Genomic DNA, 24,273 nt, shown 5'->3' on the forward strand with positions numbered 1-24,273 from the left:
GACAATGCAATTGGGGAGCCCACTATTGGCTAGTTTTCGGGGATGGAGTCGTTACACTCTTCTCAAAATCTAGTTCAAGTACGTCCCGGGTGATCTACGCGCTGGGTGCTGTGTGCTTAAGGTGCCCAAGGTATGCCACGAACACGTTTGTTCCTCCCTCTCTCCCGTCCTCAGGCAAATGCTTTGGAAGATCGCGACTGCGCCCCCGTAGTGCTGCTTTCGCAGTGGTCTATTCCGTCCTTGGCGGCAGTGATCGCGATCCAGTCACTACCGACGCTGGCTCAGACAATAGATCCCAGTGCTCGACTGGAGCGCGCATTAGCGGGCCTTATTGATGCCGGCTTTGACCTGGAATCCGCTGGCCAGGGAGCTTCTTTCTCCTCGCTGGTGATCAGCCGCTTCAACCCTCAGTTGTTCAGCGCCGGGCTAAATCAGCTGCGGCCACTGTCAATCCGTCTTCTCGAACCCGAAGATCTGGATGCAGAGGATTACCTCACTGAAGACCGAAAATGGGACTTCGAATTCACCCCACGCCATGCAGAGGCCTTGAACCCATTTACCGAGGGTTTTGTTGACGCAGCTGGAAACTCCTTCAACCTCGCCCCCCAACAGGCCCGGGCATTCCGTGTCTTTAAGTCAGAACTGGATGAGGACTTTCACCTCCAGGCTCTCGCCGGAACGGGAAAGACGTTCATGATCGAACGTCTCATCGACTGCCTCACCTCTTACCGCCCTCTCGTCCTGGCCATGACCAAGGTGCAACTTGATGCCCTGCAGCAGAGGATCGGTACAGGGCGGGTAACGGGTATGACTTTTTCGGAGCTTGCAGTCCGCTCGCTTCAACTGGATGTCGGGCGGCATGGTTCCAGATCTTTCCGCTTATCGATGAGACGAGCGCGTGTAGAGATGAGCCAGATTGCCAACCACCTAGAATTCAAGCCCGTTGGTAACCTCACTCCCAGTCAAGTCGCCTCAGTGGCCAACAGGACTGTCTTCCGGTACTGCACAAGCCGTGACGCCGAGATTGGAGTTCATCATCTTCCATCATTGGGCGGGTCGTACTCGGTGCCCCAGAAAGAGCTTCTGGTCCAATGCGCAAATCGACTCTGGCAAGAGACCATTTTCCCGTCGTCTTCATCACTGGAGCTACCTGTCCGTGGCTACCACCGGATCAAAGAGGTTTCGCTCAGCAGTACAGCGGCCGTCGAGCCAGGCTTCACTCACGTGATCGTCGATGAGGCCCATGACCTCCCTGCCCCAATGGCTCAATTCCTGGATCGGTGCTCTATCCCGGTGATCACCTTGGGGGATTCCTGCCAGCGCCTGGACGGGGCCGCTGTGGAGCGTGCGCCACACGTTCGCCGGCGTGAAATATTCCACTCTCTCCGTTCTGGCCGAGAGATGGAAGCTGCGGTGAACACCCTGATCGAGCAGAACCCTGTGGTCGACGTGCACCCGCTCGAGGGGAACCGCGATCAGGACACAAGGGTCGTGTTCTATAGCCGTCCCTTCATTCCCGAGCAACCCACTACTATCTTGGTGTGGTCTGAATGGGGAATGTTTGAGTGGTTCCAGCGCTTGGCCAACGCGAAGGCACAGTTCAGCCTTCTGCCAGGGTGCGAGGGAGGTTTTAGGTGGTTTGTCCTCGACTGCATAGGGCTCTACCGCGAAGGAATCAGACCGACACACGGCGCCCTGTTCAAGTACACCTCCTGGGACGCGCTGCGAAGGGATGTCTCGAAGCGGGAGAGCGCCTTTGATCGTATCGACCGGATGCTTGAAAAGGGATATTCCACAATGGACTTCGAGCGCAGCCTCATGAAGTTGGAACAGTCTGGCAAGACGCCATACAAACTGGGAACGGTCGTTGCGGCCAAGAACTCGGAGGTCAATTCTGTGATGCTGACCCCTGAGCTACTGGATAGCACCGGTTCCGATCGTCTGGATGCTGCCCGGGCTTTTGCTGCGGTCTACACAGGAGGTACCCGCGCCCGCCATCAGCTTTTTGTACCTGGGCATTTACAGGAATGGGCTTCCGATACTGCGGCCAGGGCGAAGTGCACCTAGCCCAGGAGATGGCATCCCCTCCTCCGCTTGCTGGCGGCCTGTCCGCGGGCATAGCCGGCGGCAGCGAGTACCGCTTGTGGTTAGTTTGCTCAACCGGGGGAAGGCTTGGATCTTGGGGGCGTCGAGCCTTAATCGCCGCGGCAGCTTGAAAGATGCGCATATTGTGCGAGAATTGTGCATAGTAAGTGCATTCTTAAAGGAGGCCCCCTATGGCCAGCAAAGCCGTATTAGAGCTTCGCCCCACCAACTTCGCGGGCTTGATGGACGCTCTCAAAGAGGTGAACCGTGTGATGTTCTCTCCTGAGCGCTTCCTCAAGGTTTTTTCGATGGACCAGCAGACCTTGGCGCTCCGGGCCCATGTCCATCGCAACACCGTGCGCAACGCGCCTGAATCGGAAAAGGTCCAAGCCTACATTCGTGATTCAGTGAAGGTTCTGCGTGCAGTGACCGACATGGGCACGGACGTGACGAATGCCATCTTCTGGTTTAAGAACGAGCCTCTTTCCACGTTCAACTACAAGACCGCGGAGGAAGTGGTCAGCGAAGGAAAAACCGAGCAGCTGATCGCTTTCCTTCAATCCTGGGAAGCTGGTGCGCAAGGATGAAAATCATCGGAGTGCAGGACCTCCCCTGCTACCGAATGCACACTCCCAAGTGGTCCGTTGCGCCTACATCTGGAGCTGGAGCTGCAACCCAGGGTGGCCGGGTTAACCGAAAGGGGCTAGAGGCTCTATACCTCTCGCTTGAGTCGGCAACGGCCATTGCTGAGTTTCAGCAAGGAAGCGCATTCCTTCCACCAGGTCTGCTGGTCAGCTATTCCCTCAGTCTGGACCGAGTGATCGACTTCACCGGCGGCTATGACGATACCTGGGCCCCGATCTGGCAAGACTTTTTCTGCGACTGGAGAAAGATTCGCTTCAACGACGGCGTTGAACCGCCGAGCTGGATTGTCGGGGATCTGGCTATCGAGGCTGACTGTGCTGGGATTCTGTTCGAGTCCGTTGCGAACCCTGGAGGTCGGAACCTGGTGCTTTTCACCGATCAGTTGCCGGTGCATGGGAATATTGTGGTAAACGATCCTCGCGGGGATCTCCCTACCGACCAGTCATCTTGGACGCGCCCGTAGTGCAAGCCCGGTGCCAGGCTCACGCCTGGCTACCGGGGTAGCTCCTTACACGTACTGTTTGCTTCCTTTCCGCTCGAGCGGACGCCCTTTGAACACGTGCGGGCCGTCCATCGTCAGTTCGACCTTGTCTCCCTTGCGGATCAGCCAGGGCGTGGCTTCAGAACCGGTTTTGGAGGTCACTCCGCTGGGGCTTATCCGAATTTCATCGCCGTCGATTTCGATCGTCCCCAGGACGTAGGTGTAAATCAGACTGCTGAAGAACCCGCTTTTAAATTCGAAGGCACACTCTACTACCTGGTCCCCATACTCCATCCGCATTCTCGGCTTGAGGGAGGCAACCGACACGGCGCCATTGTCGACCGCGGAATAGACACTGCAGACCAGCGCAACTTTGCCACCCATGCGATGGGAGATGGCCGGGTTGATCTCGACGGTTTCGATCCCAGGAGCGGAGGCGCTGGCACTCACCACGTCACCGGTATGGAACACAAAGGGATCAGCATCGAAGGAGCCTCGCTTGTCAGGCGCCTGGATTATGGACATTCGACCGTCTGGGCGAAGGATGCCGATGCGAAGGTCTAGGTCGTCATTGTCCCGACCGTCGCCGTTGTCCACCCAGGTGGCGCTGACCTTGATCGCCTTCGGTGCGGCCGCACCTTTCTCCAGTGAGACTTTGTGTGAGGTTCCTGGCTTGTCCAAGGTGACAACTGACTTGGTGATGTTCACCGGCTTTGCAGGGGGCGCGGCCGGGGTTGGAGCAGCTGCCGGCGCTTCGTCGACCTCTACACCGTACATGCCACAGAGCCCGGCCAAGCCAGAGGCGAAACCCTGCCAGACTGATCGCGCCTTTGCCTGGTCATTTCGAATGTAGAGTTCGAGCACGATGATCCCCGTCTCCCGGTCGAAGGCCCCGGGGGCAAGATCCAGTACCTGTTCGCCGGCGATGACTCGAGCAGTGAGGTTGGGCACTTCGGCGAAGCCTCCACCGCTGCCGTCCTGGGTCAAGGTGATGGCGATCTTCGAAATTGTGGGTGGAAGACGGCTCAAGTCAAAGCTGATGCTGTGGCTGACCGTTCCGGCCTGGTTGATGGGAGGAGAGAAAGCGGCTGCGCCGGAGGCATGCTCTGGTGCATTGAAGAAGACCATTCCGCTGTCATCGATCACTTTGCCTGTGTCAGTGACGAGGAAGGCCGTCAGGTTCACGTCGAGATTTGCGCCGGCGGAATGCGCTACCAGGACCTGGCCTTTGGGCTGGTTGATCGTTGTGTTCTCGCCGGGTTTCAGGGATTGACTCAATTTGCGTCGCCTATTCCTTGGTTGATGTGCAGGCGATCTCGCCTGGATTGCATTACTTGAGATCAGCACTCACCCGCTCAGGGCCAAATCTCATTGGTGAAGTGTAACGGGCCCAGCCAAAGGTAGGAGTCCATAAGCCACTGACTGCCGTAGCGATTTGGCTTCCTTCGTGTGCGTCGGTACACATCGATACACCTCAGTACACCTCGCAACAGTACACATCGTGGTCAGAGTATCCGCTGCCGTAGCCGTTATAGTTCATGCCTGTGGCTACCATGTTTGCAGGACAAATCTTTGTCGCAAACGGTGCACCAGTGATCCATCGGCAGTTCCTCATGCCATTGATGCCGCCAGGCTTTGTCCAGCGGTAATTGTCACAAGAAAGAGTGGCACCAGTCGAATTCCGCGCCTGCTGGCCGAGGATTCCACACGCGGTATTTTCGCCAACGATGTTGGCGATGACCGCCCCCTGTTTCAGCACCACATTCCCATCGAATTGCGAGGCCCCACCAAACCAGGTTTCACCATACACAGCGGCGGTGCCGTAGGTTACCTGGCTACCGATAGTCGCTGTTCCGTTGATAGTTGCATAGTTGGTTACAGCGGAGTTTGAATTGACCTGCCCTGAAATCGAAGCAGATTGGGCAGTTAAAGTATTCGTGCTCACATTCCCACTGATTGATGCCGATACCGCCGAGATATTATTAACCTCGCTTATATTATTTCCGCCAAGCAAGAGATTAGTCTGCATCCTATTCAGGTCAGCATTAGCTGTTACAATCCGCGATAGTTTGGAATCAAGTGCTGGCTCTGAGCCCGGCACTCCAATTGTGGTTCTTATTCGGTTCGCAGCTGTGTCTACGATGCTTGTCCCGGGGAGCATGTTAGAAAGCACACCGTCCCAGTCTTGGGCAACCTCCTGGTCAACGCTAAATGTAAAAGCGGTGCATGAGGTGGACACCGCCTTATTGAATTTGTTGACCGAAAGGTTACCCGGAATGAGAGGGGGAACGTTGTCTTGTAGTGCTTGGATAGCCTGCAAACACGTAGCGCCACCAGGCCAGGAGCCGTTTCGCGCTCGATATGTTCTGGCCGCATCGATCACAGTCTGAGTTTCAGAGGCTGCGAGTTTTACTCTATTGTCGTTTATCTCCTCCAAGTATCTTGGAACAGACATAACAGCCAACATAGACATTATTGCAATTACAACCGAGAGTTCAAGCAATGTGAATCCAGCTTCACGGGTACGCATCGAGGAATATCCCAAAACGTGTTTTTGATTTCGGTGGGCTAAGGCCGTGCAGAGCGCGCTAGCTCATATTCAGTTTCCGAAATTCGATGTAGGGATACACGCCAAATGATGGCTCTGAAATTCCATTAAAACTAACACGATACGTGATTTATAATTCAACACAGACTGCGGAACAGCTAGCATTTATCCTAACGCTCAGCTTTTCCTGTGATCACAGTTTGATTACATTGCAATAAAATCAAGCCATGTTGGCTTGGTATCGAGCATTGAAAAAGAAGCTCTGGGGGGGGTATGACCAATTCAGCCCATCCGAGGCTTCTGGCACAGTCCAACGGTTGTTACGGTGGATGCTCAAATCCTGAAGGAGGATCAGCCTGATGTCTGTCGCACTTTCTATTCCAACCCCCCGTAAGCAGCGAATCATCGAGATAGCCTCGGAGATCGTGGATACGAAGGTTGAGCGCGGAGAACTCGACCCCAATGATGAGGGTGCAATGGACGCCGCATGCAGGGAGGCCGTCCTAGATGCAAAGACGCTCTACGATGCTGCCGTTGAATACGTCAGCTGAGGCCTCCTCGGAGACAGAGCATGTCGTTCGAGCAGCCCCTTCGCCTGTCTATAAAGGAGACCTCTTTCCCATGAGAGAACCAATCATTACCCCTGAAGACAACGCCCAATACAGGCTGCTCATGGCCGACTGTGTTCAGCTGATGCGTACGTCCAGAGGCGAGCCGGTGCCCACGTGCCACTTCACGGCGATGGAGTTCCATGAGTGCGACTCTGACCCCAGCGGCCGCACTGATGGGTATCAGTGTCGGCATTGCGGCCACACTGAGTCGAGCGCCGAAGCCTGGGCGAAAGTCGAGGCGCGCAACCAAGGGCAGACTGCCTAGGGGCCAGGCCCTATTTAGGCCTTGCCCCTCCGTCCCGCTACCATCCCACTTCGCGGTTTCCACACCAGAATTGGGTCCTGGGGCTGAGGGGTTCCCTCAGGACCCCCCTACTCTGGCTACCTTCCACAGTTGCACCACGTCCGCAGCTCTATGACGAAGCAGCATCGCTGCGTCAGCGCACGCGGACTCCAGATTCATTGGGCCAGAAGTGATTGAGAAGGCTGCAACGATTCCAATGTTGCGCAGACGCTGATACCCAGCTCCCAACGTGCCGGCGATCGCTACAGTCGGTACCCCTGCTGCAGCTGCGATAGCAGCTACCCCAGCAGGGGTTTTCCCATATAGCGTTTGCTCGTCCAGCTTACCTTCGCCGGTGATCACCAAGTCGGCTCCTTGAACTGCCAGGCTCAGCCCAGACAGATCTGCGATCAGCTGAACGCCGGGCCTGAATTCTGCCTGGAGAAATGCCTTTGCAGCGAAGCCTATACCTCCAGCAGCGCCAGCCCCGGGGAAATCACGAACGTCTTCCTGGAGCTGCTCTGCCACGATGTCGGCATACGCGGCCAATGATTCATCCAGAGCCAGGACCTGATCAGGTGATGCACCTTTCTGTGGGCCGAAAACGTGGGAGGCCCCTTTTGGCCCGGTGAGTGGGTTGTCGACATCACAGGCAACATCAATCCGGACTTTATGTAGCCTTTCATCCAAACTACTGAGGTCGATCCGCCGAAGGGCATTGAGCGCCAGTCCACCCTCCTCGAGCTCATCGCCGGCAGAGTCCAGAAACTTGGCTCCAAGCGCTCGCAACATTCCGGTACCGCCATCATTGGTCGCGCTCCCACCGAATCCCATGATGATTCGTTGCGCGCCGGCGTTTAGAGCCTGCAGAACCAGTTGACCAGTTCCGAAGGTGGATGCGCGCGTCACGTCGCGGGCGGCGGGCGCTACCAGGTGGATGCCACTGGCAGCCGCCATTTCGATCACCGCCGTGCGGGATTCGCTCAACCACCCCCAGGTTGCCTGGACCTCTGCCCCAAGTGGTCCACGGACGCGGCTGAACCGGCGTTCCCCCCTGGTGGCAGCCAGGACCGCGTCGACGGTACCCTCCCCTCCGTCTGCCATTGGCACGCATACGATTTCAGCGTCAGGAGCCGAATCTCGTACTCCCAGGGCAATGGCTACCGCCACGAGCTCTGCTGACAGGCTTTCTTTGAACGAATCCGGTGCGATCACAACTTTCATGCAGTACCCCTCGGGCCAAGCTGTTGTTTGAGGGGATTGTTCCTGCTTCAGGTGCGCGGCGGGTAGGTGGGAATCACAGACTTTATGACGGTCTTTTGTGCAATTTTACAAGGCCCACGAATCCCTACTCCGCAGCCAGGATCATAGCCAGATAGAGTTCAGTGATGCCCTTGGGGGACGCGAGGTCGAAACCGGTGATATCGGCGATTCTCTCCAGTCTGTAACGAAGGCTGTTCCGATGGATATTCAGTGCCTCTGCACAGGCTTGGCCATCACTTCCGTGCTCCACCCAGCACTTCAATGTCTTACGTAGCTGGCCATTACCATCCTCTTGCTGCAGGGCGAGGTAAGGCTCAGCCAGTTGCTGAAATCCATTCTCGGAACGATACCGCCACACTGCGACCGGAATTCTGTGAGCGGCCAGATCAAGCCACTGGTTATCTGGGATCTTAGCTTGGGCGTAGGCCATCAAGTCAGATAGCTGCTCAACCTCAGAGCGCAGAGATCCGGTTTCGATGTTTGGGGTGCCGATCGCCACTCTGCTGAATGAAATGCCGGCGCGAGTTACCCGCTCACGAAAATCCGGTAGAACGGTGCGAGGTGGGCACCAGACCAGGCCTGATGCATGCAACGGAACGCACCAGGCGTCGGCTACCTGGTGCTGAATCCATCTGGTGACCTGCTCAATGTCGGATGGGTTGGCCAGCTCGAGGAGGATTGCCGTCCGACGAAGATCAGGTTTCAGACCCAATCGCTGGGCCTCAACGATGGCTCGGTGAGCAGACTGGCCGGAAAGGAGGATGGCAGACAGTACATCTTCAGTCCGCTTCTGGAGCCAAATCTGGTGCTGCTGGTCGTTCCGCTGGGCCACCAACATTTCAGCGGTCATTCGTACCATCTCAGCGAACGTGCGGACCTCCTCGGGATCGCCAGATACGCCGATGACGCCGATCAGCTGGCCATCCAGGCACAGTGGAAGGTTCACCCCTTCCTGAACGCCTCTGAGAGCGCCAGCAGCAGCGCTGTCGATTTCCACAGCCCTATTATTGGCGAGGACCAGTTGAGCCCCTTCGTGGCGGGTATAGAGGCGCTCAGCCTCCCCTGTCCCAATGATCAAGCCCTGGCTGTCCATCACATTCACGTTGCGCGGAAGGATGGCCATCGCTCGGTCGGCGATTTCCTGGGCGAGGGAGTGGTCAAGATCGAACATTGCCGGAGGCCTGTGTTTTATTTCAGGCCAGTGTACCGAGGCCGGCGGTTGCCACCAGCTTTTCGGAAAATCATTGCTCGGGGCCCAGAAACCCTGAGGAAGTCGCAATAGTTCCACCGCGGCTGATGGGAGCGCACATGAAATTCCGGTCCACTCTCTTGAACCGTCTGCCCCCTCGGCCGCTCCTCTGCCCTGTTTCCCAGGATGCTTAATAAAACCGCGTCGGCCGGAGATCACCAACAGTCATCCAATGCGTTGGGGCGTAGCCTTGGGATATCGCCATTTGCCGGGCCTCGCGCGGGGTCACAGCGTTATCGAGGTCGACATGCTCGATCCCTGCTTCCACCTTGATCCTGAGGTAGAAGGCTTTACCGGGATGCCTTTTCGCTAAGTCCTTGTCCATCATGATGACCTGTTCCGGGAAGTCATCCGGAGGTGTAGCGTCTATTGCGTGCATACGGTGGCCTGATTAGAGGTGGTTGGTCAGCGCGCCAGCACCCAATGCAAACGCGGAAAGCGCTAAAGCTGCCCAGAGGAGCTTCATGAGGGCCGGGGCCAAGCTGATTGTCAGAGTTCTTTGCATCTGGGTGGCAGATTCGGCCCGGGCCTCCAACGTATCCCCGGCGGAGGGCTGGGCAGGGTTCAGGGCTGTAACCCGATCTTCGATCTGGCCATGCATACTCTGGATATCTTCAATCTGCCTACGCAAGCCTTGAGTTTCTTCTGCCTGCTTCTCCAGTAACTCGCGAATTAACGCTGCGTGTTGTTCTTCCTGCGAACTCACCGTTCCTTCCAGTTGCTCAATCTTGGATTCGAGAGATGCGACCTCTTCAGCATGCGCGGTTTGAAGTTGGGAGGCATGCAGGTGGGCGCCTTCAACAATGCGCTGTGCGGCCTCGACGGCTTTTTCCGACTGGTTTTTCTCTCGTTGCCACCTCGCCGCCAACTCCACGAAACTGGGGAAGGAGAGGAAACTGACTTTCTGTTGGTTCCACCAAGGGCGGAGGTCTTGGGCACGCCGCACCCCAATCACCTTCTGTCCAGCAGCTGGTGAGACGTAGAACCCAACCCGAGTCAGGAATGTCTCGATCCGCGCGTCGTTAGCCCGGGCATCCTCTGGCTTGACCTTGGTCTGAGCCGCGATAGGAAGATGTACCGCCTGGACCTGGTAGTTGCCACGCATCTCCGACTGCTGGATTAGTCGGATGAGTTGCGCCATGAGGTACGAGCCAATGCCGAGCCCCGGCTGTCTGATCTCAATGCCATCGGTGGGGCCAAATACGATCTGGCAGTCTTTGTGGTCGATGACACACCACACGGTGTTCTGATCGAGGTGGTACTGGCAGTCCGGATCTGAATCATCCCCTACGAATCGAAACGAAACGCGGAAGAACTCTGCCCCTCTGTGCAATGATCCTTGCTGCTTGGAGGTTACAAGCTGGATCAATGCTAAGCGCTCTGTCCCATCGCTCAGGCGAACAAGACAGGCGCGGTCCTGTCCGGTTTGAGGGGAGGCATGAAGCTGCTTGCCTACCGAGATTAGAGTGGTCCTGCTCCGAGTTTCCGTCGTCATGGCATCGATCATTTGATGAATAACAGGGACACAGCATAACAGCACCTTGACATATCCCCGCTTCAGGCAAGCTGCAGGGAATGACAGGGCTGTGCTTTGCCAGTGGCAGTTCGGTGATGATGCCGGCGGGGCGATTGTGCCGTAAGCACGTCGAGAGAAGAGAGCGCAGCCCGGTACCCCGGGCTGCTTGCAGGAGGATCAGTTGGCTTCGAATTCGTAGGACCGGCCCACGAAAAGAGAGGCGTAGAGGGGCTTTCCTTCGCTGAACTTGTAGTGCTCTTCGAACTTACCTTCTTCGACTAGCTTGCGTGCGATCGCGCATTCGCTGTCGCTGTGTTCTCTCGCCTTGGCCCCGAAGTCACTTTGCCAAGTCGATAGGCCAGCTGCTTGGCAGAACGCATCGAACTGCGATTTGCCGGCGTTTGCCTGGTAGGAATCAAAGGCGTCCTTGATCGAAGAGAAGCCCCTAAAGGTCACCGAGTAGTCTTCGACCTTGGTTTGGAGCGCAAACTTGCTGACTGCGTCCAACAGGACGGACTGACCGGTGAAAGAGCTGTAGGCCCCAATGATGAAGCTGCTCAGGGTATTCCTGAGCAAAGTCTGCACCTCATCGAGCTCAGGAAGGGAAGCAAACTCCGCCTCGCGAACGATCTGCCCTACCTCGCTGCCGTCATTGCGGTGGGTCACCACGAACCTCATGGAGCCCGCCCCATCGTCGCTACGCTGGATGTAGAAGTCGAGGTCGACCTTGGTGCCAAAGTCTCCGGTTGCACCAACGATGAAGGCACCTGTGACCGGGCTACGCACTGCCATGTTGGTGCCCCAGGAATAAGGCAACTTGACTTCGCTGCTGGCAGTCTCTGCAGGTGCCCATTCGTTGTCGGCAGCCAGGTCGCTCACCAGAACGACTTCGGCCCCTCTGCGGGAGATGAAGGGGTTTGCCATTTCCATTCCCAGCAATTGGACGTGAATCTCACCGTCCTTGCTGTCGCCGGAGTGGTTGATCTTCAGCGCATCCGCCTTTAAGTAGACGCCCGCGGCGTTGCGGCCGGTAGTGGACAGCATCTGGTACTTGGTCCACCCCATCAGGCCTTCTTCGCTCGACCGGCCAATCGCCGTTTCAAAAAGGCCGCGCAAGCCCTGAAGGAACTGCTCAGCACCGTTGGTTTGAACCGCTGCGAGGCGGATTTCTGGATTTTTAACGGTCAAGTCGCCGGAGAAGACGGAGTATGAAATCTCGCCTTCGGAAAGGACGTCCTGCAGGTAGAAGCGCTCTTTGAAGCTGTCGTAGTAGCTAAGTGCCGACTTTTTCCCTGAACTGGAGAGCATGGCAGTAACACCACCGATAGCCACCACTGCAGCTGCGATGGAAGCCATGAGAAGGTGCTTCTTCTTGATCGATTTCGTCATGGTGATCCCTTATTGGAGCTGGGCAGAAGCGTTTTTCCAGGTGTTTACGTACTGCTGTGACACGTCTGGAGTCCAGTTGAAGTCGATCCCTGAGTCAGGACCAAATTCACGTGCCAGGACTGCGCCGAACGAGACCTTGTCGGCGCAATGGTCCTGCTTACAGGCTTCAGGTGCGGCTGGCAGGTTGCCACGGAACGTGGGAAGAGCCCGTCCGTCAACCAGCGGCATGAAAGGAGTGAGGTTTGCCACTGGCACCACATACCACTCCTTCTCGAAGGTCTGGTTCGATAGCAGCCGCCCTTTGGCTGGGAAGTCGATGTCATAGCTGCCGTCTGTCTTTCCAACGACGTGGATCATCATCAAGCCCACACTCTTGGAAGAATTCGGGTCCTGCAGCGCCAGCGGTGATCCGAAGCGGACCTGGATGCCTGCCATTTGAGCAAGCGCCTCGACCTCTCTGCCTTCGTAGTCCTTCATGCCCGCCTTCAGCTGCTCATAGCGCTCAAGCACCCGAGAGTGGAGTTCTGCCATCTGCTGCTGCACTCGCCGCTCTTCGCGCAAGCGTTGCTGTTCGCGCTGAAGGGCCCAGTTGGAGCCTTCCTGTACGTCAAAGTAGAACTGGCCGCGGCTCTCCCCGATGCGGTTGCGTATGATTTTCTGCGTGTCATCTCCCCAACCTGTTTCCGGGTAAAGAGCGGCGAGACTTTTCGCCACATAGAAGTTCTGTACAGAGACGGTTGAAGAGGAGGTGGTCCTGATCAGCTTAAATACCTCTTCGCCCGCCCTCTTGTAGTCGACCGGGTCAAGCGCGAACGACTCATCGGGTGTGATCGCAACGTAATAGGGATCGCTATTGAACGGTCCCAGTACCCGGTAGTTGCCTCGCTGGAAGGCCAGATAGACCTTCATTTGCCGGCTAGGAATCTCGCCCAAGAGGAATAGCGCTTGATCGGCATCCGGGCTCAGGTAGGAGAGCTCTTTGCCCTTAACGACACTCTCCAGGTCCTTGTTGAACATCAAACCGCTGGCGTGGACAAACACTCGGTTCCAGTTGTCTCCACGGTAGGTGTTCGGAACCTTCCAAGACAGCTTCTCGAATGAGCCTTCAGCAAATCCTGTGGAGGGACATGGCATGGATGGCGTCGAATCGAAAGCAAGACTGCCATCGCCATCGTTGAGGACAGATTTGCTCAACACCCATTTACAACCGCCTGCGTCGGTGATTTGGGTGAGTTTGCTGTGCTCAAGCACCAGTGCCTTTCCAAAGTCGGAGGCCGGCGTGGCTGTAATAGCCTCAGGTGCGGAGGAGCCTTGAGGGTCGGGATGAACCTGCTCGATTTGGGTTGAGGGGGCCACCGCGATAGTGGTTTGGGGAGGCAGCTGCTGGACGGCTTGATCCTGCTGCACAGGTGGCTGATCATGCGCCGGCTCCGTGTTTGTCATGGGAGCCACAACGTTTGTTGGTGGAGCCGTCTGTTCGACCAATGCAGATGCTTCGACAGCCGAGGTGCTGGCGAGAACCGCTGGCGAAGATATCTGCTTGGCGGAAGCCAGCGTGACAATGCCTAAATTTGACGCTGTACCAGATCCGCTGGCGTATAGGTTGCCGCTTGCATCGACAGCCCTCCAGGTCACCCTCGCGGCCGGGCAATCATTGGCGAGTACAGTTGGCAATTTGCCGACCAGGCCGGTCAGAAGCGCTTGGTTGTCCCAAACTGGCCGTCGAATGGTCAGCTCAATTTCGGGTTTGCACCAGTTTGAGGCTTCGCCTGGGACATCTACCTTGATGTGATCTTTTTTCGAGACGGCCAGCTCGTGAGCGAACGCTTGCGGCACTAGGCCGCAAGCTCCAACCACAGCCAGCGCGAGCGCGCGCTTCTTCATGGTCATCCTCAGATCAGTTCCCAGGTACCGTTGGCCTGTTTGCAGAAGGTGTTTTGCTGCTGCTCCGCCTGGCCACTGGCCGATTTGAGACTCACAGTCACCGGCCGGCAGGCAGTTTCGGCCACGACTTGCTCGGTGGGGAGGGACTGGATGGAATCGAGGTCGAACGCCTGGGTTTCTTTGCTGGCAGAGACATTCATTTCATCGAGGTTCACGGCAGGTGCAGCAGTCTTGGCAACGGCCTGTGCCTTCGACTCGACGTAGTCCTTGTGAACATAGCCCACCGTAACACCCTTGCGGCCCACCAAGATCCAGTCACCGGTGGAGCCTACGGCGGTAAATTCAGTGTTGGTTGGCAGTCCACCGACTTTATCTGCCCTCAGGTTCGGAGCTGCTCGGACATTCAAGCTGGACTTGGTCACATACGCTTCGTTGATCAGCTTCATCGAAGGAACTGCCTGGATCTTCGGCGCGCGCTTGACCTCAACTGTCTTGGTCTTGCTGTACTCCTGCCCCTGGGTGATTTGGGCAGTTGCACCGGAGTGATCTGAGGTCCAGGTGACCGGCTTGCTAGCAACGATCGGCTGACTCAGGACCTCTTGGGTTCGCAGGGCCAGCGCCTGCTGGTCTTTCTCGTCGAGCATGTGTCCGATTCGGTTGCCAAGGTACCCGCCAATGCCTACCGCGATGATCGTTGCGGCAATTTTGCCGTTCCCTTTGCCCATGGTCGCCCCGATTGCTGCGCCAGCGAGGCCGCCGAGGACGGTACCGGCCTGTTCTTTACTGATGCCCATTTCTGCACAGCCGGAGGTTGCTGCAATCGCTACTGCCAGGATCGACGCGACGAACTTCTTACGCACGGTGTTTCTCTCCCTTTCGTTGATACTCACTCTGCTTTCAGCAGAGGTTTAGTGAGGTCGTAAAGCATCGCTTCTGCCGACATTGCCCAGTGGAAAATGCCGGCCATGATGGTTGGCCCCTTTTCGATGCTCCGAAATGCGGTTCGGTACCCAGCTGACTGGATGATGGAGTTCCCATAGATCAGCGGGACGATGACGATCACGACGACTGCCCCAAGCCGAACCAAACGTCTCCGGCCCTGAATAAGGCCGCGCTGTTCCACGGCCGAGAGCACCAGTCCTACGAGATTGAGGGCGCCCATGAAGAGGCCGCTGATCAATGTCCAAGGGACGAACCACATATTCTTCAGGACGTTCAGGCCCTGCTCACCGTGGATGTCGGTGTGAGCCACATCGAACGCCATATTCTTGGCTATCCCTGGCAGGTACTTGTCGAACTGCTGTCGGCTGGCCAGAACATCCATGCCATTGACGTAGAGCGGGCCCATTGCTTCCTTGGCGAAATAGCGGACCTCGGCGCTGTTCAAGATGGACTGACGAGATCGCAAGCCAGGTTTGATGGACCGGGCAAAGTCATCGAGAGTAGGCTCGTAACCGAGCTCTTCCCCTGCCTTTGGCCAGGCAATGGGTTTCCACTCATTGCCTGGAAGCCCCGCCGCGCGGAATGCCTCGAGCTTGGCGTATGTCCTGGCGATATCCTCTATCTGAGGAACGACCTCATCTTGGATGCGTCCATATAGCCAATCGCCGTTTCGCCTTGTGTAGCCGGTGAAAACTGCTGCTGCGAACCCGAAGAAGTTTTGGTCGATCTTTTCTACGTAGGAGCCCTGCACGCTCATCAACACCCCAAGATTCGCAATGAATGCCTTGCCATCGCCCGTATCGCGATGCTCTTGGTAAGGGACGCCTGGGATCTGGAGTGAGTCGTAGAGCAACCCTTTCTTCGTCACGTAGGCATAGAGGCTGTATACGCGCAGGCTGGCCGGAAACTTCTCGGCGATCACGTCCGGGGCTTCACCCTGAATCCACCAGGTTGCTGGAGCTGCGACTATGGTACTGAGCGCAATGCTGAGACCGATGTATTGACCTCCCCCCCATCGGCGGTGAGCCCAAATGCACATCCGCCAGGCGAACAGGCACACGCTGGCCGATGCCAAAATTTGACTGTAGATCTCGAGGGTTTGGAGCTGCTTGAGGGGAATGTCTGCCCCTGCCATGTTCAGCAACTCGGCGTTGAAGAGCAGGCCGCTGATCAAGCAGACGGCATTCAGCACAACGAGTGCGATGAGAAGCATCCAACGGGTCCTTGTCAGAGAACGGAACCAGCGGCCACAGAGCCTGTTATCTGAGAGGCGGCCGTTGGGATGGATGGCATTTTGCCATCCGCTTCGGAGGCAGGCTACCAATTTTACGCCAGAAAAACGTACCCCGGGGGCCGCACCAGCTGGATTTGAATCTAACGGGGTTGCTGCTCGGTTCAAGCCAAAGCGTGCCGCTACGAGCACGGCTGAGGGAACGCCAGAGAGATAGGGGCTTGGTTGTTCAATCTTCGGCGTTATGGTCTTACAGGTGCAAAAGCATACGGCTGCACATTCAAGCCACTCGCGTTCCCGGGCGCGGCACTATCCCGTCCAACACCTGGTGCACTTTAGACCTTTCAAGGAAGAACTCAATGCAGATCAGCCAAGGGCAACGAATCCCGTTGTCTAACCTCATTCAGGGACGGACCCTTTCCGTCGCGATCCAGATCAAATCATCCCCTACAGTCGACCTTGCCTGTTTCGCACTGGATGCTTTCGGGAAGCTGTCAGACGCTCGCAACTTGATCTTCTACAACCAACGCATCTCTCCTTGCGGCAGCTTGAGACAGGTTGGTGCACAGTTCAGCCTGAAACTTTCAGGATTACCGTCATCCATAGAACGGTTGGTATTCACCGCTTCAATCGACGGTGAAGGCGCCATGGGCAATATTCGTCCCTCCACCTTTGTAATCAAGGACCGGACGGGTGAAGTCGTTGCCACATGCCCTTTTGCCGGCAATATCTTCGGGGCGGAGAAATCCATCATGGTCGCGGATCTCTACCGCGAGGATGGCCACTGGCATTTGGCGTCGAATCTTCAAGGTTTCAACGAAGACCTCACCGCCTTGGTGAGGCATTACGGTGGGCGGTGTTGAAGAGGTATCACCGGCAATTACCCTGTGTCAGCCCAGTTCAACCACGCTGGCTAGCTAGGGGCTTGGTTGTTCAATCTCCGGCGTTATCGTTCGGCATGCGCAGTAACTCAATGCTGCACATTCGAGCCACTCGCGCTCCCTGGGCGCGGTACTATCCCTCCAGCACCTGGTGCACGTTAGAACTCTCAAGGAAGCACTAAATGCAGATCAGCCAAGGGCAACGTATCCCTCTATCGAACCTCATTCAGGGCCAGTCTCTATCCCTCGCGATCCAGATCAACTCCCCCCATACAGTCGACCTCGCCTGTTTCGGCCTGGATGCTGCGGGGAAGCTTTCGGACGATCGCTACATGATCTTCTTCAACCAGCCGATCTCCCCTTGCGGCAGCTTGAAGCAAGCTGGAGCAGAGTTCAGTCTGAGCCTGGCTGGACTTCCCCCCTCCATCGATCGCTTGGTGTTTACCGCGGCAATCGACGGGGCCGGTGCCATGCGCGATATCCAGTCCTCATCTTTTGTAATCAAGGACCCGGCCGGTCAAGTTGTTGCCACCTGCCCCTTCGCTGGCAACACCTTCGCCGCGGAGAAGGCCATCATGGTAGCAGACGTCTACCGCAAGGATGGCCAGTGGCGTTTGGCGTCGAATCTCCAAGGCTTCAACGAAGGGCTCAGCGCCCTGGTGAGGCATTTCGGGGGCGAGGTTGCTGATGATGCACCTCCCGCAAGTTCCCCTGCGCCAGCCCCCGTTCAAGCCACCATTTCGCTGGAAAAGAAGGTGGCGGCCGCGGCTCCGCAACTGATCAGCCTGGCCAAAAAGGCCCAGGTAAGCCTCGAGAAAGCGAAGCTGACTCATGTGAAGGCGCGTGTTGCGCTGGTTCTCGATGCGTCGGGCTCCATGAACTCCCAGTATTCCAAGGGTCGTGTTCAAGAGGTGGTCAACAGACTGCTGCCCCTGGCCGTCCACTTTGATGATGATGGCTCAATTGACTGCTGGGCCTTTGCAGCAAAGCCGCAAAAGCTCTCCGAGATCACCCTGAGCAACTACCAAGACTTCATCAACACCGACAATTACGGTTGGCGTGACTGGAACGTTGGTAGCCGGATCAACGACGAGCCCAGGGTGATGGAGCAGGTGATCAGCTATTACCTCAACGACGGTGACCGGTCGCCCGTTTATGTTCTCTTCATCAGCGACGGCGGGGTACACGAGAACAGGAAGATCACCAAGCTCATGACCGAGGCTGCGAAGCTGCCCCTCTACTGGCAGTTCGTTGGCCTTGGGGGGCAGGGCTATGGCATCCTGGAAAAGCTTGATGACATGAAAGGGCGAGTGGTCGACAACTGCGGATTCTTCGCTCTGGATGACCTACACCAGGTAAGCGAGGAGCAGCTCTACGACCAGCTCATGGAGGAATTCCCGAGCTGGATCAAGGAAGCTTCTGCGAAGGGGATCATCGCCTAGCGCGCCCCAGAACCCACCGGGGTCTTAGCTGGGACGCCACTTCAAAACAAAAACCCGCCTAGATGGCGGGTTTTTGTTTTAGGAGCGATGACCTCGGACACATGGTTCAGCCTAGGGTGGCTAAATCCATTGGGCTGATTTCACGGAACCGCGATGCTCTGTCGAGGCTCACCACTGCCCCGAATGCCGTCAATGTCGCACCTGGATCGATCGCTTCCAGCCGGTTGAAGTCCAAGGTTTCCCATTGATCACGAGAGATCAGCGCCGAGATTACGTATTGATCCTCGATACGCCCCGTAGCCGGATTTGTGCGCTGAATGTACCCGGAAGCAAGGCACTGTTGGATGCCTGGGAGCAAGGCAAATACCTCCCCAACCACACGAAAAACGGTGCCGTAACAGAGGGAGACGAAGTCCTTTCGAGTCTGAGCTTCTGACCTGGTCTTGAAGCTGAGCTTGCCATTGCCTTTGGCTTCAGCGGTTCTGTTCGGCACATCACCTTCATCGGGCAGGTCGATGTCCAGGGCTATTCCAGTAACGTCGTGGGAGAACTCGTACTCGAGGAGTGTTTCTTTCGGCCAGGCGATGCCGGAAAGCACATAGTCCAGCGCGCGCTCCATTTGAGCGCTATATCCCTTTGCAGCCAGCCGGATGGCCTTCTCGATTTCGGCACGTGCCTTCTCGTGGGCGTCGCGGGCGGAGTTCCACTCAGCCAGATCCTGCTGGTACTGGGCCTCCAGTGCCTGAGTCTCCCTTTCCATCCTGGCACTTCGCAAGAGCATCTTGTCGAGTAGCCCGGGCGCGTCAATGGATGGTCGGCGCGGTTCTTCAAGGTTGAACGCAGGAGGAAGCGCCGGCAGAGAACCTGGCCTGGGAGTCATCATGTGCACCGAAAGGCACTCTTCGAGCCCTTCGTTGATTTTTGCTGCAGCTTTTTCGAGAAGCGCCTGGATCTCCTCACACTTCTCCACCTTAACGCGCTTAACGATCTCGGGCGGAAGCAGGTTGTCTTCCAGATCTGTGATGATTAACGAGCCATCATCGTCGACTTTGACCTTTATGGGCCCGGAATAGGCCGCTGTCTCTCCAGATGGACCAGGTGCGCGCCTCTGGCCAGATCGATCCAGCCGTTCACGATAGGAAAGGCCAGTCCCTGGCAGGCCCGCGTTAATGTAGGTGCCACGTTTGCCCATGGTTAGGCTCAATCCGCGTGGACCAACAGAGGTACTGATTCCCGAACCGCTGATGTTGAGCCGAACGCCGGGAACGATCGTAATACGTTTGCTGAAGCGGAACCCCATATCTTCCTCCGAGATTCACTGGGGACGCCGGCCTGCCCACTTGCAGGTCGATGTCGATGCCAAGCTATGTCCGGCCGGCGAGGTAGTCGTCAATGTGTGAAAACTGCCGGTTACGGCACATCCAGGCGGTAAAGAAGGCAAACAATGCGCTTGCAGCAATTGCCCATCCACGCCGCCGGCGACGGTCCGCCTTTGTTGTCCCGCCAAGCAGCAAAAGGCCCATTAGGAGCAGGTAGAGCGTGAACAGGACAACCTTCGCGTAGAGCGAGAGCAGGAAATACAGGGATGGGCCGTTGCTGCGGTAGGTCTGAATGAGGATCTGGACACTCATCAACGCCAGCAAAAGCAAGGCTGACCAAGCGGCGATCTCTGAGGAGAACTCCAGCCACTTCACGAGGAAATAAGCCCCTACTCCGAGGATTGGGGTCATCGTTGTCCAAAGGGCGTCGGTATAGTCCTGGTAGATGGTCATCGAGCCCCTGGAGTGCAGCCAAATGCAGATGAGCAATACCAGTACCATGGCCACCACCCCAATCTTAAAAGCCTGCGAGCTCGTAGTGAGCTCAGGCTTGGTGGTTGGCGTAGTCGATTGGGAATGCACAGTGGTTGCTTCTCGGTGCACCAGCTTCTGTGGCAAAACAGCCTGGTGGTCTCCCCCGATGTCAGTCTTTTGAAACTGGGCTGTGAGCTTTGGAGAGATTCCCGTTACATTCGGCTCTGTGCCCCAGAGTGCCAGTGCTCGGATCTGGTCTGTCATGGCTACTGAAACACAGCTGGGTGTTTGGCAAGAATCCCTGCGCTTAAGCCACTCTCTCTGTGCCTGACGCACCTGACCCTTGGTCATTTCCGTCACCCGCCCGAGAGTCTTCACATACTCAGAATTCAGGTCCTCATCCAAACGCTGAAGAGGCTCAGATGAGCAGATTGTCGCTTGCGCAAAGGTCTTTGCTTTTGCACAGTCAAAGCTCGTTGCCTGGGCCGATCCTAGCCCGGCTGCAGTCAGAGTGGCGTACAGGACGATACTCTTTAGGATGCTTCGCATTGCCTACTTCCATGAGTCCAAGGTAACGATGAGCAGGGCCAGGATTTGTCCTGGCCCAATGGAGGTTCAGCCAGCGCTCTGGCTAGCGGCGGTCAATTCAGCGAAGGCTGTTCCGGTCCACTTGTACCTAACGACGCTTTCGAGGCTCGGGCAGCACATTGGATCGTCGTCGCCGTGGGTCAAGACCTTCAAACCGAAAATGTTCTGGCCCAGGACCTGGATGTCTGTTGCGCCACCTACGACAAGCTTCTGCTTGAGGGCCCAGCCGTCCGGCTCCTTGTACAGGGCAGCCAGGGTTTGGTACGAGCCGTTCCCACCGCCCTGCCCTTCGATGGTGAAAAGGACAACAGCATCCTCTGCACCGTCGCCATTAAGATCCACTTGAACAACCTTGCGACCTTCTTCGTACTCACTTCCGCCGTCAGAGGAAACTTCGGCAGCGACAAGGCTATCGATGGCTGCCGGCAAGGTCAGTGCATGTCCGCCGGCGGGAAGTCCATGCGATTGAAGCTGCGATTGCTGCGACACTTCACTTACCGGTCGAACAGAGTGCTCTGCGGAGCCCAGGGTAGCTGGAGCTTCTTGCTGTTGAGGGGGCTGTTTCTCATCGTTGTATTTCGCAGCTGCTTCAGCATTAGGTTTCAGCCCTGCTGCCTTCAGCTTGCTGACAAACACTGCCTTGGCACGATCCTGGAACGGCTTCAGGTCACTCGGCGCAAGCTCCATTACCCCTTTCTCATCGAATGGCTGGGCGTCACCCAGGAACCATCGGGAGAAGAAACCAGGGCGTCTTGATTCGAGGATCTCGATCACCTGGTCCTTCACTTCTTCCTCGGACTCCTCCCAGAGATCCCACCCTTCGTCTCCGAACATCGCAATGATGCCCTTCTTGTCTTCCGGCCCAGAAAGGGGCACTGACTCAAGCACTTTGATATTGAAGTCGATGGTTTTGCTCACGCAGGTGTTCGTAAAGCTACCGAAGCATTCCTCGCGCAATTCCCGCTGCGCCATACCCAGCTTGAAATCAGTGACAGCATCACAGCCCACTAGCCCCAGCACGCCACCTACAGCCAAAAGCAACCTGAGTTTCATCTCGCGATTTTCCTTGTCCAGACACACAGCTTGTACGGCGCAGCAACTGGAGATTTGCCGGTCGTGACATTCGTTCCCTTCCTACAGATGTGAAAAAGCCCCGGCCATGCCGGGGCTTTTTCCTGCCTTTCTGCTTAGCCGATGCTCACGCCGTGAGCTTCAGCCAGAGGCTTCAGGCCGCCGGCGAAACCTTGGCCGATCGCCTTGAACTTGAACTCGTCGTTGTGACGGTACAGCTCGCCGAAGATCATGGCGGTCTCGGTGGAGGCGTCTTCGGACAGGTCGTAGCGAGCGATTTCCTTGCCGTCGGCCTTGTTCAGGACGCGGATGTAGGCGTTGCCCACTTGACCGAAGGACTGCTTGCGAGCTTCGGCGTCATGGATGGTGACGGCGAAGACCAGCTTCTTCACGTCCGCGCCCAGGCCGGTCAGCTTGACGTTGACTTGCTCGTCGTCGCCTTCGCCCTGGCCGGAGCGGTTGTCGCCCAGGTGCTCGACGGAGCCATCGGTGGACTTCTTGTTGTTGTAGAAGATGAAGCTGGAGTCGTTCAGAACTTTGCCGTTTTCACCGGTGATGAAGATCGAGGCGTCCAGGTCGAACTCGGTGCCATCGGTAACGCGCGGGTCCCAGCCCAGGCCTACGACGACTTCGCTCAGGCCAGGTGCTTCTTTGGACAGGCTGACGTTGCCACCCTTCGAGAGAGATACTGCCATGGTGTGATTCCTTGATTCAGTTGGGGTGAGGGATCAGTTGACGGTCAGACCGTAACCGTTGGCCAGGGCCTTCAGGCCACCAGCGTAGCCTTGGCCGACAGCGCGGAACTTCCATTCGCTGTTGTGACGGTACAGCTCGGCGAAGATCATCGCGGTTTCGGTCGAAGCGTCTTCGGCCAGATCGTAGCGAACGATCTCGGAGCCGTTGGCCTCGTTGACGATGCGGATGAAGGAGTTGCTGACCTGGCCGAAGTTCTGGCGACGGTTTTCGGCGTCGTGGATGGTCACGGTGAAGGCGATCTTGTCGACGTCGGCCGGCACACGGCTAAGGTCGACCTTGATCGCTTCGTCGTCACCGTCGCCGGCGCCGTCGCGGTTGTCACCGGTGTGCTCTACGGAACCGTCCGGGCTCTTCAACTGGTTGTAGAAGATGAAGTCGGCATCGCCGCGGACTTTGCCGGTGGCGTTCAGCAGGAAAGCGCTGGCGTCGAGGTCGAACTGGGTGCCATCGGTGGAGCGCGGGTCCCAGCCCAGACCGACCAGGATCTTGGTCAGCCCAGGTGCTTCTTTGGACAGGGAGAGGTTGCCACCTTTTTGAAGAGACAGTGCCATGTATACAGCTCCTTGTGGTTGCTACTGATTACTGGTTTTCGGCTTGCGCTTCTTCCTTTTCGGGGAAGATCACGCTTGCCAGGATGCCGACTGCCAGAACTGCCAGGACGATAAGCAGGCTGGTGTTCGGATCGATGCTGATGCCGTGGTGGAACAGGTGGTCGGTGGCGTTCAGGCCGAGCTTGGCGGCGATGAAGAACAGCAGCACGACGACCGCTTTCTCGAGGTGCACCAGGTAACGCTTCAGCGCTTCGAGGACGAAGTAGAGGGTACGCAGGCCCAGGATTGCGAACAACATTGCCGAGTAGACGATCAGGGGCTCACGGCTCACCGCGATTACCGCCGGTACCGAGTCGAAGGCGAACAGTACGTCAGACACCTCGACTACGACCAGGCAGAGGAACAGCGGGGTGGCGAACAAACCGCCCTTCGCAGCCAGGCTCATGCCTTTGTTCTCGGTCTTCTGGACTTCGACTTCGAGCTTTTTCCGGCTCACGAAGAAGTTGTGGCCGTATAGTTTCGGCCATACAGGGAAGAGCTTTTTGGCGAAACGGTAGGCGAGATGTTGGGAGTAATCTTCCTCAGCATCATCATCGTCTCCGCCTTTGAGCATCATCACCGCCGTCCAAGCCACGATCAGCGCGAAGACGATCTCAACCCAGGGACCGAAGGCCAGCAAGCCGGTACCGATCGCCACGAACACGCCACGGAAAACGATTGCACCGATGATGCCCCAGTACAAAACGCGGTGGCGCAGACCATCCGGCACCTTGAACCAGGCGAAGATGGCCATGAAGACGAACAGGTTGTCGACCGACAGCACTTTCTCCAGGGCGTAACCGGTAACGAACAGGCTTGCGACTTCAGCGCCGTGTTGCACGTAGAGGAAACCTGCGAACGCGAGGGAAATCGCCACCCAGAACACGGACCAGATAGAGGCGCGCGCCAGAGTGATCGGCTTGTCATCGCGGTGTGTGACCATGTCCAGCAGCAGGGCGGCAAGCGCCAGGCCGACAAATACCGCCATGGTCAGCGGTGGGAAGCCAATGTGAGATGTTTCCACG

Annotated in this window: 22 protein-coding genes; 6 read left to right on the forward strand and 16 right to left on the reverse strand. The window is 57.0% G+C overall.

The window, feature by feature from the left end:
- The first annotated feature begins 132 nt into the window (after positions 1 to 132).
- The 3 genes from LT948_RS28740 to LT948_RS28750 all read left to right on the forward strand — a co-directional run bounded on the left by LT948_RS28740 (position 133) and on the right by LT948_RS28750 (position 3,193).
- On the forward strand, positions 133 to 2,067 hold the full coding sequence (locus LT948_RS28740; protein ID WP_010792482.1) for a hypothetical protein: 1,935 nt from the start codon (positions 133 to 135) through the stop codon (positions 2,065 to 2,067).
- Between the two features lie 209 nt (positions 2,068 to 2,276).
- Positions 2,277 to 2,672 (forward strand): hypothetical protein, encoded by a 396-nt coding sequence (locus tag LT948_RS28745; RefSeq protein ID WP_010792483.1) that lies wholly within the window; start codon positions 2,277 to 2,279, stop codon positions 2,670 to 2,672.
- A complete protein-coding gene (locus LT948_RS28750) occupies positions 2,669 to 3,193 on the forward strand; it encodes an RES family NAD+ phosphorylase (protein ID WP_021018402.1) in 525 nt (174 codons plus the stop codon). Before LT948_RS28745 ends, LT948_RS28750 begins: the two co-directional genes overlap by 4 nt.
- A gap of 45 nt (positions 3,194 to 3,238) precedes the next feature.
- On the opposite strand, the gene LT948_RS28755 is transcribed toward LT948_RS28750, so the two are convergent.
- Both LT948_RS28755 and LT948_RS28760 read right to left on the reverse strand, forming a co-directional pair.
- Positions 3,239 to 4,489: a TerD family protein gene (locus LT948_RS28755; protein WP_232197133.1), complete on the reverse strand. Its 1,251-nt coding sequence runs from the start codon at positions 4,487 to 4,489 to the stop codon at positions 3,239 to 3,241.
- Between the two features lie 196 nt (positions 4,490 to 4,685).
- Positions 4,686 to 5,741, reverse strand: coding sequence for a prepilin-type N-terminal cleavage/methylation domain-containing protein (locus LT948_RS28760; RefSeq protein ID WP_021018403.1), 1,056 nt, complete (start codon positions 5,739 to 5,741; stop codon positions 4,686 to 4,688).
- A 377-nt stretch (positions 5,742 to 6,118) separates the two neighbouring features.
- On the opposite strand from LT948_RS28760, the gene LT948_RS28765 reads away from it, so the two are divergent.
- Positions 6,119 to 6,310, forward strand: coding sequence for a hypothetical protein (locus LT948_RS28765; RefSeq protein WP_010792486.1), 192 nt, complete (start codon positions 6,119 to 6,121; stop codon positions 6,308 to 6,310).
- A 421-nt stretch (positions 6,311 to 6,731) separates the two neighbouring features.
- On the opposite strand, the gene LT948_RS28770 is transcribed toward LT948_RS28765, so the two are convergent.
- The 8 genes from LT948_RS28770 to LT948_RS28805 form a co-directional block, all read right to left on the reverse strand.
- Positions 6,732 to 7,877 carry a glycerate kinase gene (locus tag LT948_RS28770; RefSeq protein WP_232197134.1) on the reverse strand — a complete coding sequence of 382 codons (1,146 nt, stop codon included), beginning with the start codon at positions 7,875 to 7,877 and terminating at the stop codon, positions 6,732 to 6,734.
- A gap of 124 nt (positions 7,878 to 8,001) precedes the next feature.
- Entirely contained in the window at positions 8,002 to 9,087 is a 1,086-nt protein-coding gene (locus tag LT948_RS28775; RefSeq protein WP_010792489.1) for a sugar diacid recognition domain-containing protein, read from the reverse strand.
- A gap of 208 nt (positions 9,088 to 9,295) precedes the next feature.
- On the reverse strand, positions 9,296 to 9,493 hold the full coding sequence (locus tag LT948_RS28780) for a hypothetical protein (protein WP_010792490.1): 198 nt from the start codon (positions 9,491 to 9,493) through the stop codon (positions 9,296 to 9,298).
- Positions 9,494 to 9,556: 63 nt separating this feature from the next.
- A complete protein-coding gene (locus tag LT948_RS28785) occupies positions 9,557 to 10,534 on the reverse strand; it encodes a hypothetical protein (protein ID WP_172405643.1) in 978 nt (325 codons plus the stop codon).
- 324 nt (positions 10,535 to 10,858) lie between these two features.
- On the reverse strand, positions 10,859 to 12,070 hold the full coding sequence (locus LT948_RS28790; RefSeq protein WP_010792492.1) for a hypothetical protein: 1,212 nt from the start codon (positions 12,068 to 12,070) through the stop codon (positions 10,859 to 10,861).
- A gap of 9 nt (positions 12,071 to 12,079) precedes the next feature.
- Positions 12,080 to 13,954, reverse strand: coding sequence for a hypothetical protein (locus tag LT948_RS28795; protein ID WP_232197135.1), 1,875 nt, complete (start codon positions 13,952 to 13,954; stop codon positions 12,080 to 12,082).
- Positions 13,955 to 13,962: 8 nt separating this feature from the next.
- A complete protein-coding gene (locus LT948_RS28800) occupies positions 13,963 to 14,814 on the reverse strand; it encodes an SH3 domain-containing protein (protein ID WP_123083997.1) in 852 nt (283 codons plus the stop codon).
- A gap of 26 nt (positions 14,815 to 14,840) precedes the next feature.
- Positions 14,841 to 16,109, reverse strand: a complete 1,269-nt coding sequence (locus LT948_RS28805; protein ID WP_232197136.1) for a hypothetical protein — start codon at positions 16,107 to 16,109, stop codon at positions 14,841 to 14,843.
- Positions 16,110 to 16,486: 377 nt separating this feature from the next.
- Here LT948_RS28805 and LT948_RS28810 point away from each other — a divergent pair, with 377 nt between their 5' ends.
- Both LT948_RS28810 and LT948_RS28815 read left to right on the forward strand, forming a co-directional pair.
- The gene (locus LT948_RS28810) at positions 16,487 to 16,990 is read left to right on the forward strand and encodes a TerD family protein (protein WP_052150437.1); all 504 of its coding nucleotides are present in this window, start codon (positions 16,487 to 16,489) and stop codon (positions 16,988 to 16,990) included.
- Between the two features lie 200 nt (positions 16,991 to 17,190).
- The gene (locus LT948_RS28815) at positions 17,191 to 18,450 is read left to right on the forward strand and encodes a VWA domain-containing protein (RefSeq protein WP_057391298.1); all 1,260 of its coding nucleotides are present in this window, start codon (positions 17,191 to 17,193) and stop codon (positions 18,448 to 18,450) included.
- 106 nt (positions 18,451 to 18,556) lie between these two features.
- Here LT948_RS28815 and LT948_RS28820 read toward each other — a convergent pair whose 3' ends face one another.
- The 6 genes from LT948_RS28820 to LT948_RS28845 form a co-directional block, all read right to left on the reverse strand.
- Entirely contained in the window at positions 18,557 to 19,750 is a 1,194-nt protein-coding gene (locus LT948_RS28820) for a DUF4236 domain-containing protein (RefSeq protein ID WP_128683546.1), read from the reverse strand.
- 64 nt (positions 19,751 to 19,814) lie between these two features.
- Positions 19,815 to 20,792, reverse strand: coding sequence for a lysozyme inhibitor LprI family protein (locus LT948_RS28825; protein WP_232197137.1), 978 nt, complete (start codon positions 20,790 to 20,792; stop codon positions 19,815 to 19,817).
- Between the two features lie 66 nt (positions 20,793 to 20,858).
- Positions 20,859 to 21,884 carry a hypothetical protein gene (locus tag LT948_RS28830; protein WP_172688493.1) on the reverse strand — a complete coding sequence of 342 codons (1,026 nt, stop codon included), beginning with the start codon at positions 21,882 to 21,884 and terminating at the stop codon, positions 20,859 to 20,861.
- Positions 21,885 to 22,018: 134 nt separating this feature from the next.
- Positions 22,019 to 22,597 (reverse strand): TerD family protein, encoded by a 579-nt coding sequence (locus LT948_RS28835; RefSeq protein ID WP_033997894.1) that lies wholly within the window; start codon positions 22,595 to 22,597, stop codon positions 22,019 to 22,021.
- Between the two features lie 33 nt (positions 22,598 to 22,630).
- Positions 22,631 to 23,209 (reverse strand): TerD family protein, encoded by a 579-nt coding sequence (locus LT948_RS28840; protein ID WP_010792502.1) that lies wholly within the window; start codon positions 23,207 to 23,209, stop codon positions 22,631 to 22,633.
- A 28-nt stretch (positions 23,210 to 23,237) separates the two neighbouring features.
- Positions 23,238 to 24,272, reverse strand: coding sequence for a TerC/Alx family metal homeostasis membrane protein (locus tag LT948_RS28845; protein ID WP_057391295.1), 1,035 nt, complete (start codon positions 24,270 to 24,272; stop codon positions 23,238 to 23,240).
- Position 24,273: the final 1 nt, after the last annotated feature.

The sequence above is a fragment of the Pseudomonas sp. CP-1 genome, assembly GCF_021213715.1.
Classification (GTDB): domain Bacteria; phylum Pseudomonadota; class Gammaproteobacteria; order Pseudomonadales; family Pseudomonadaceae; genus Pseudomonas; species Pseudomonas aeruginosa.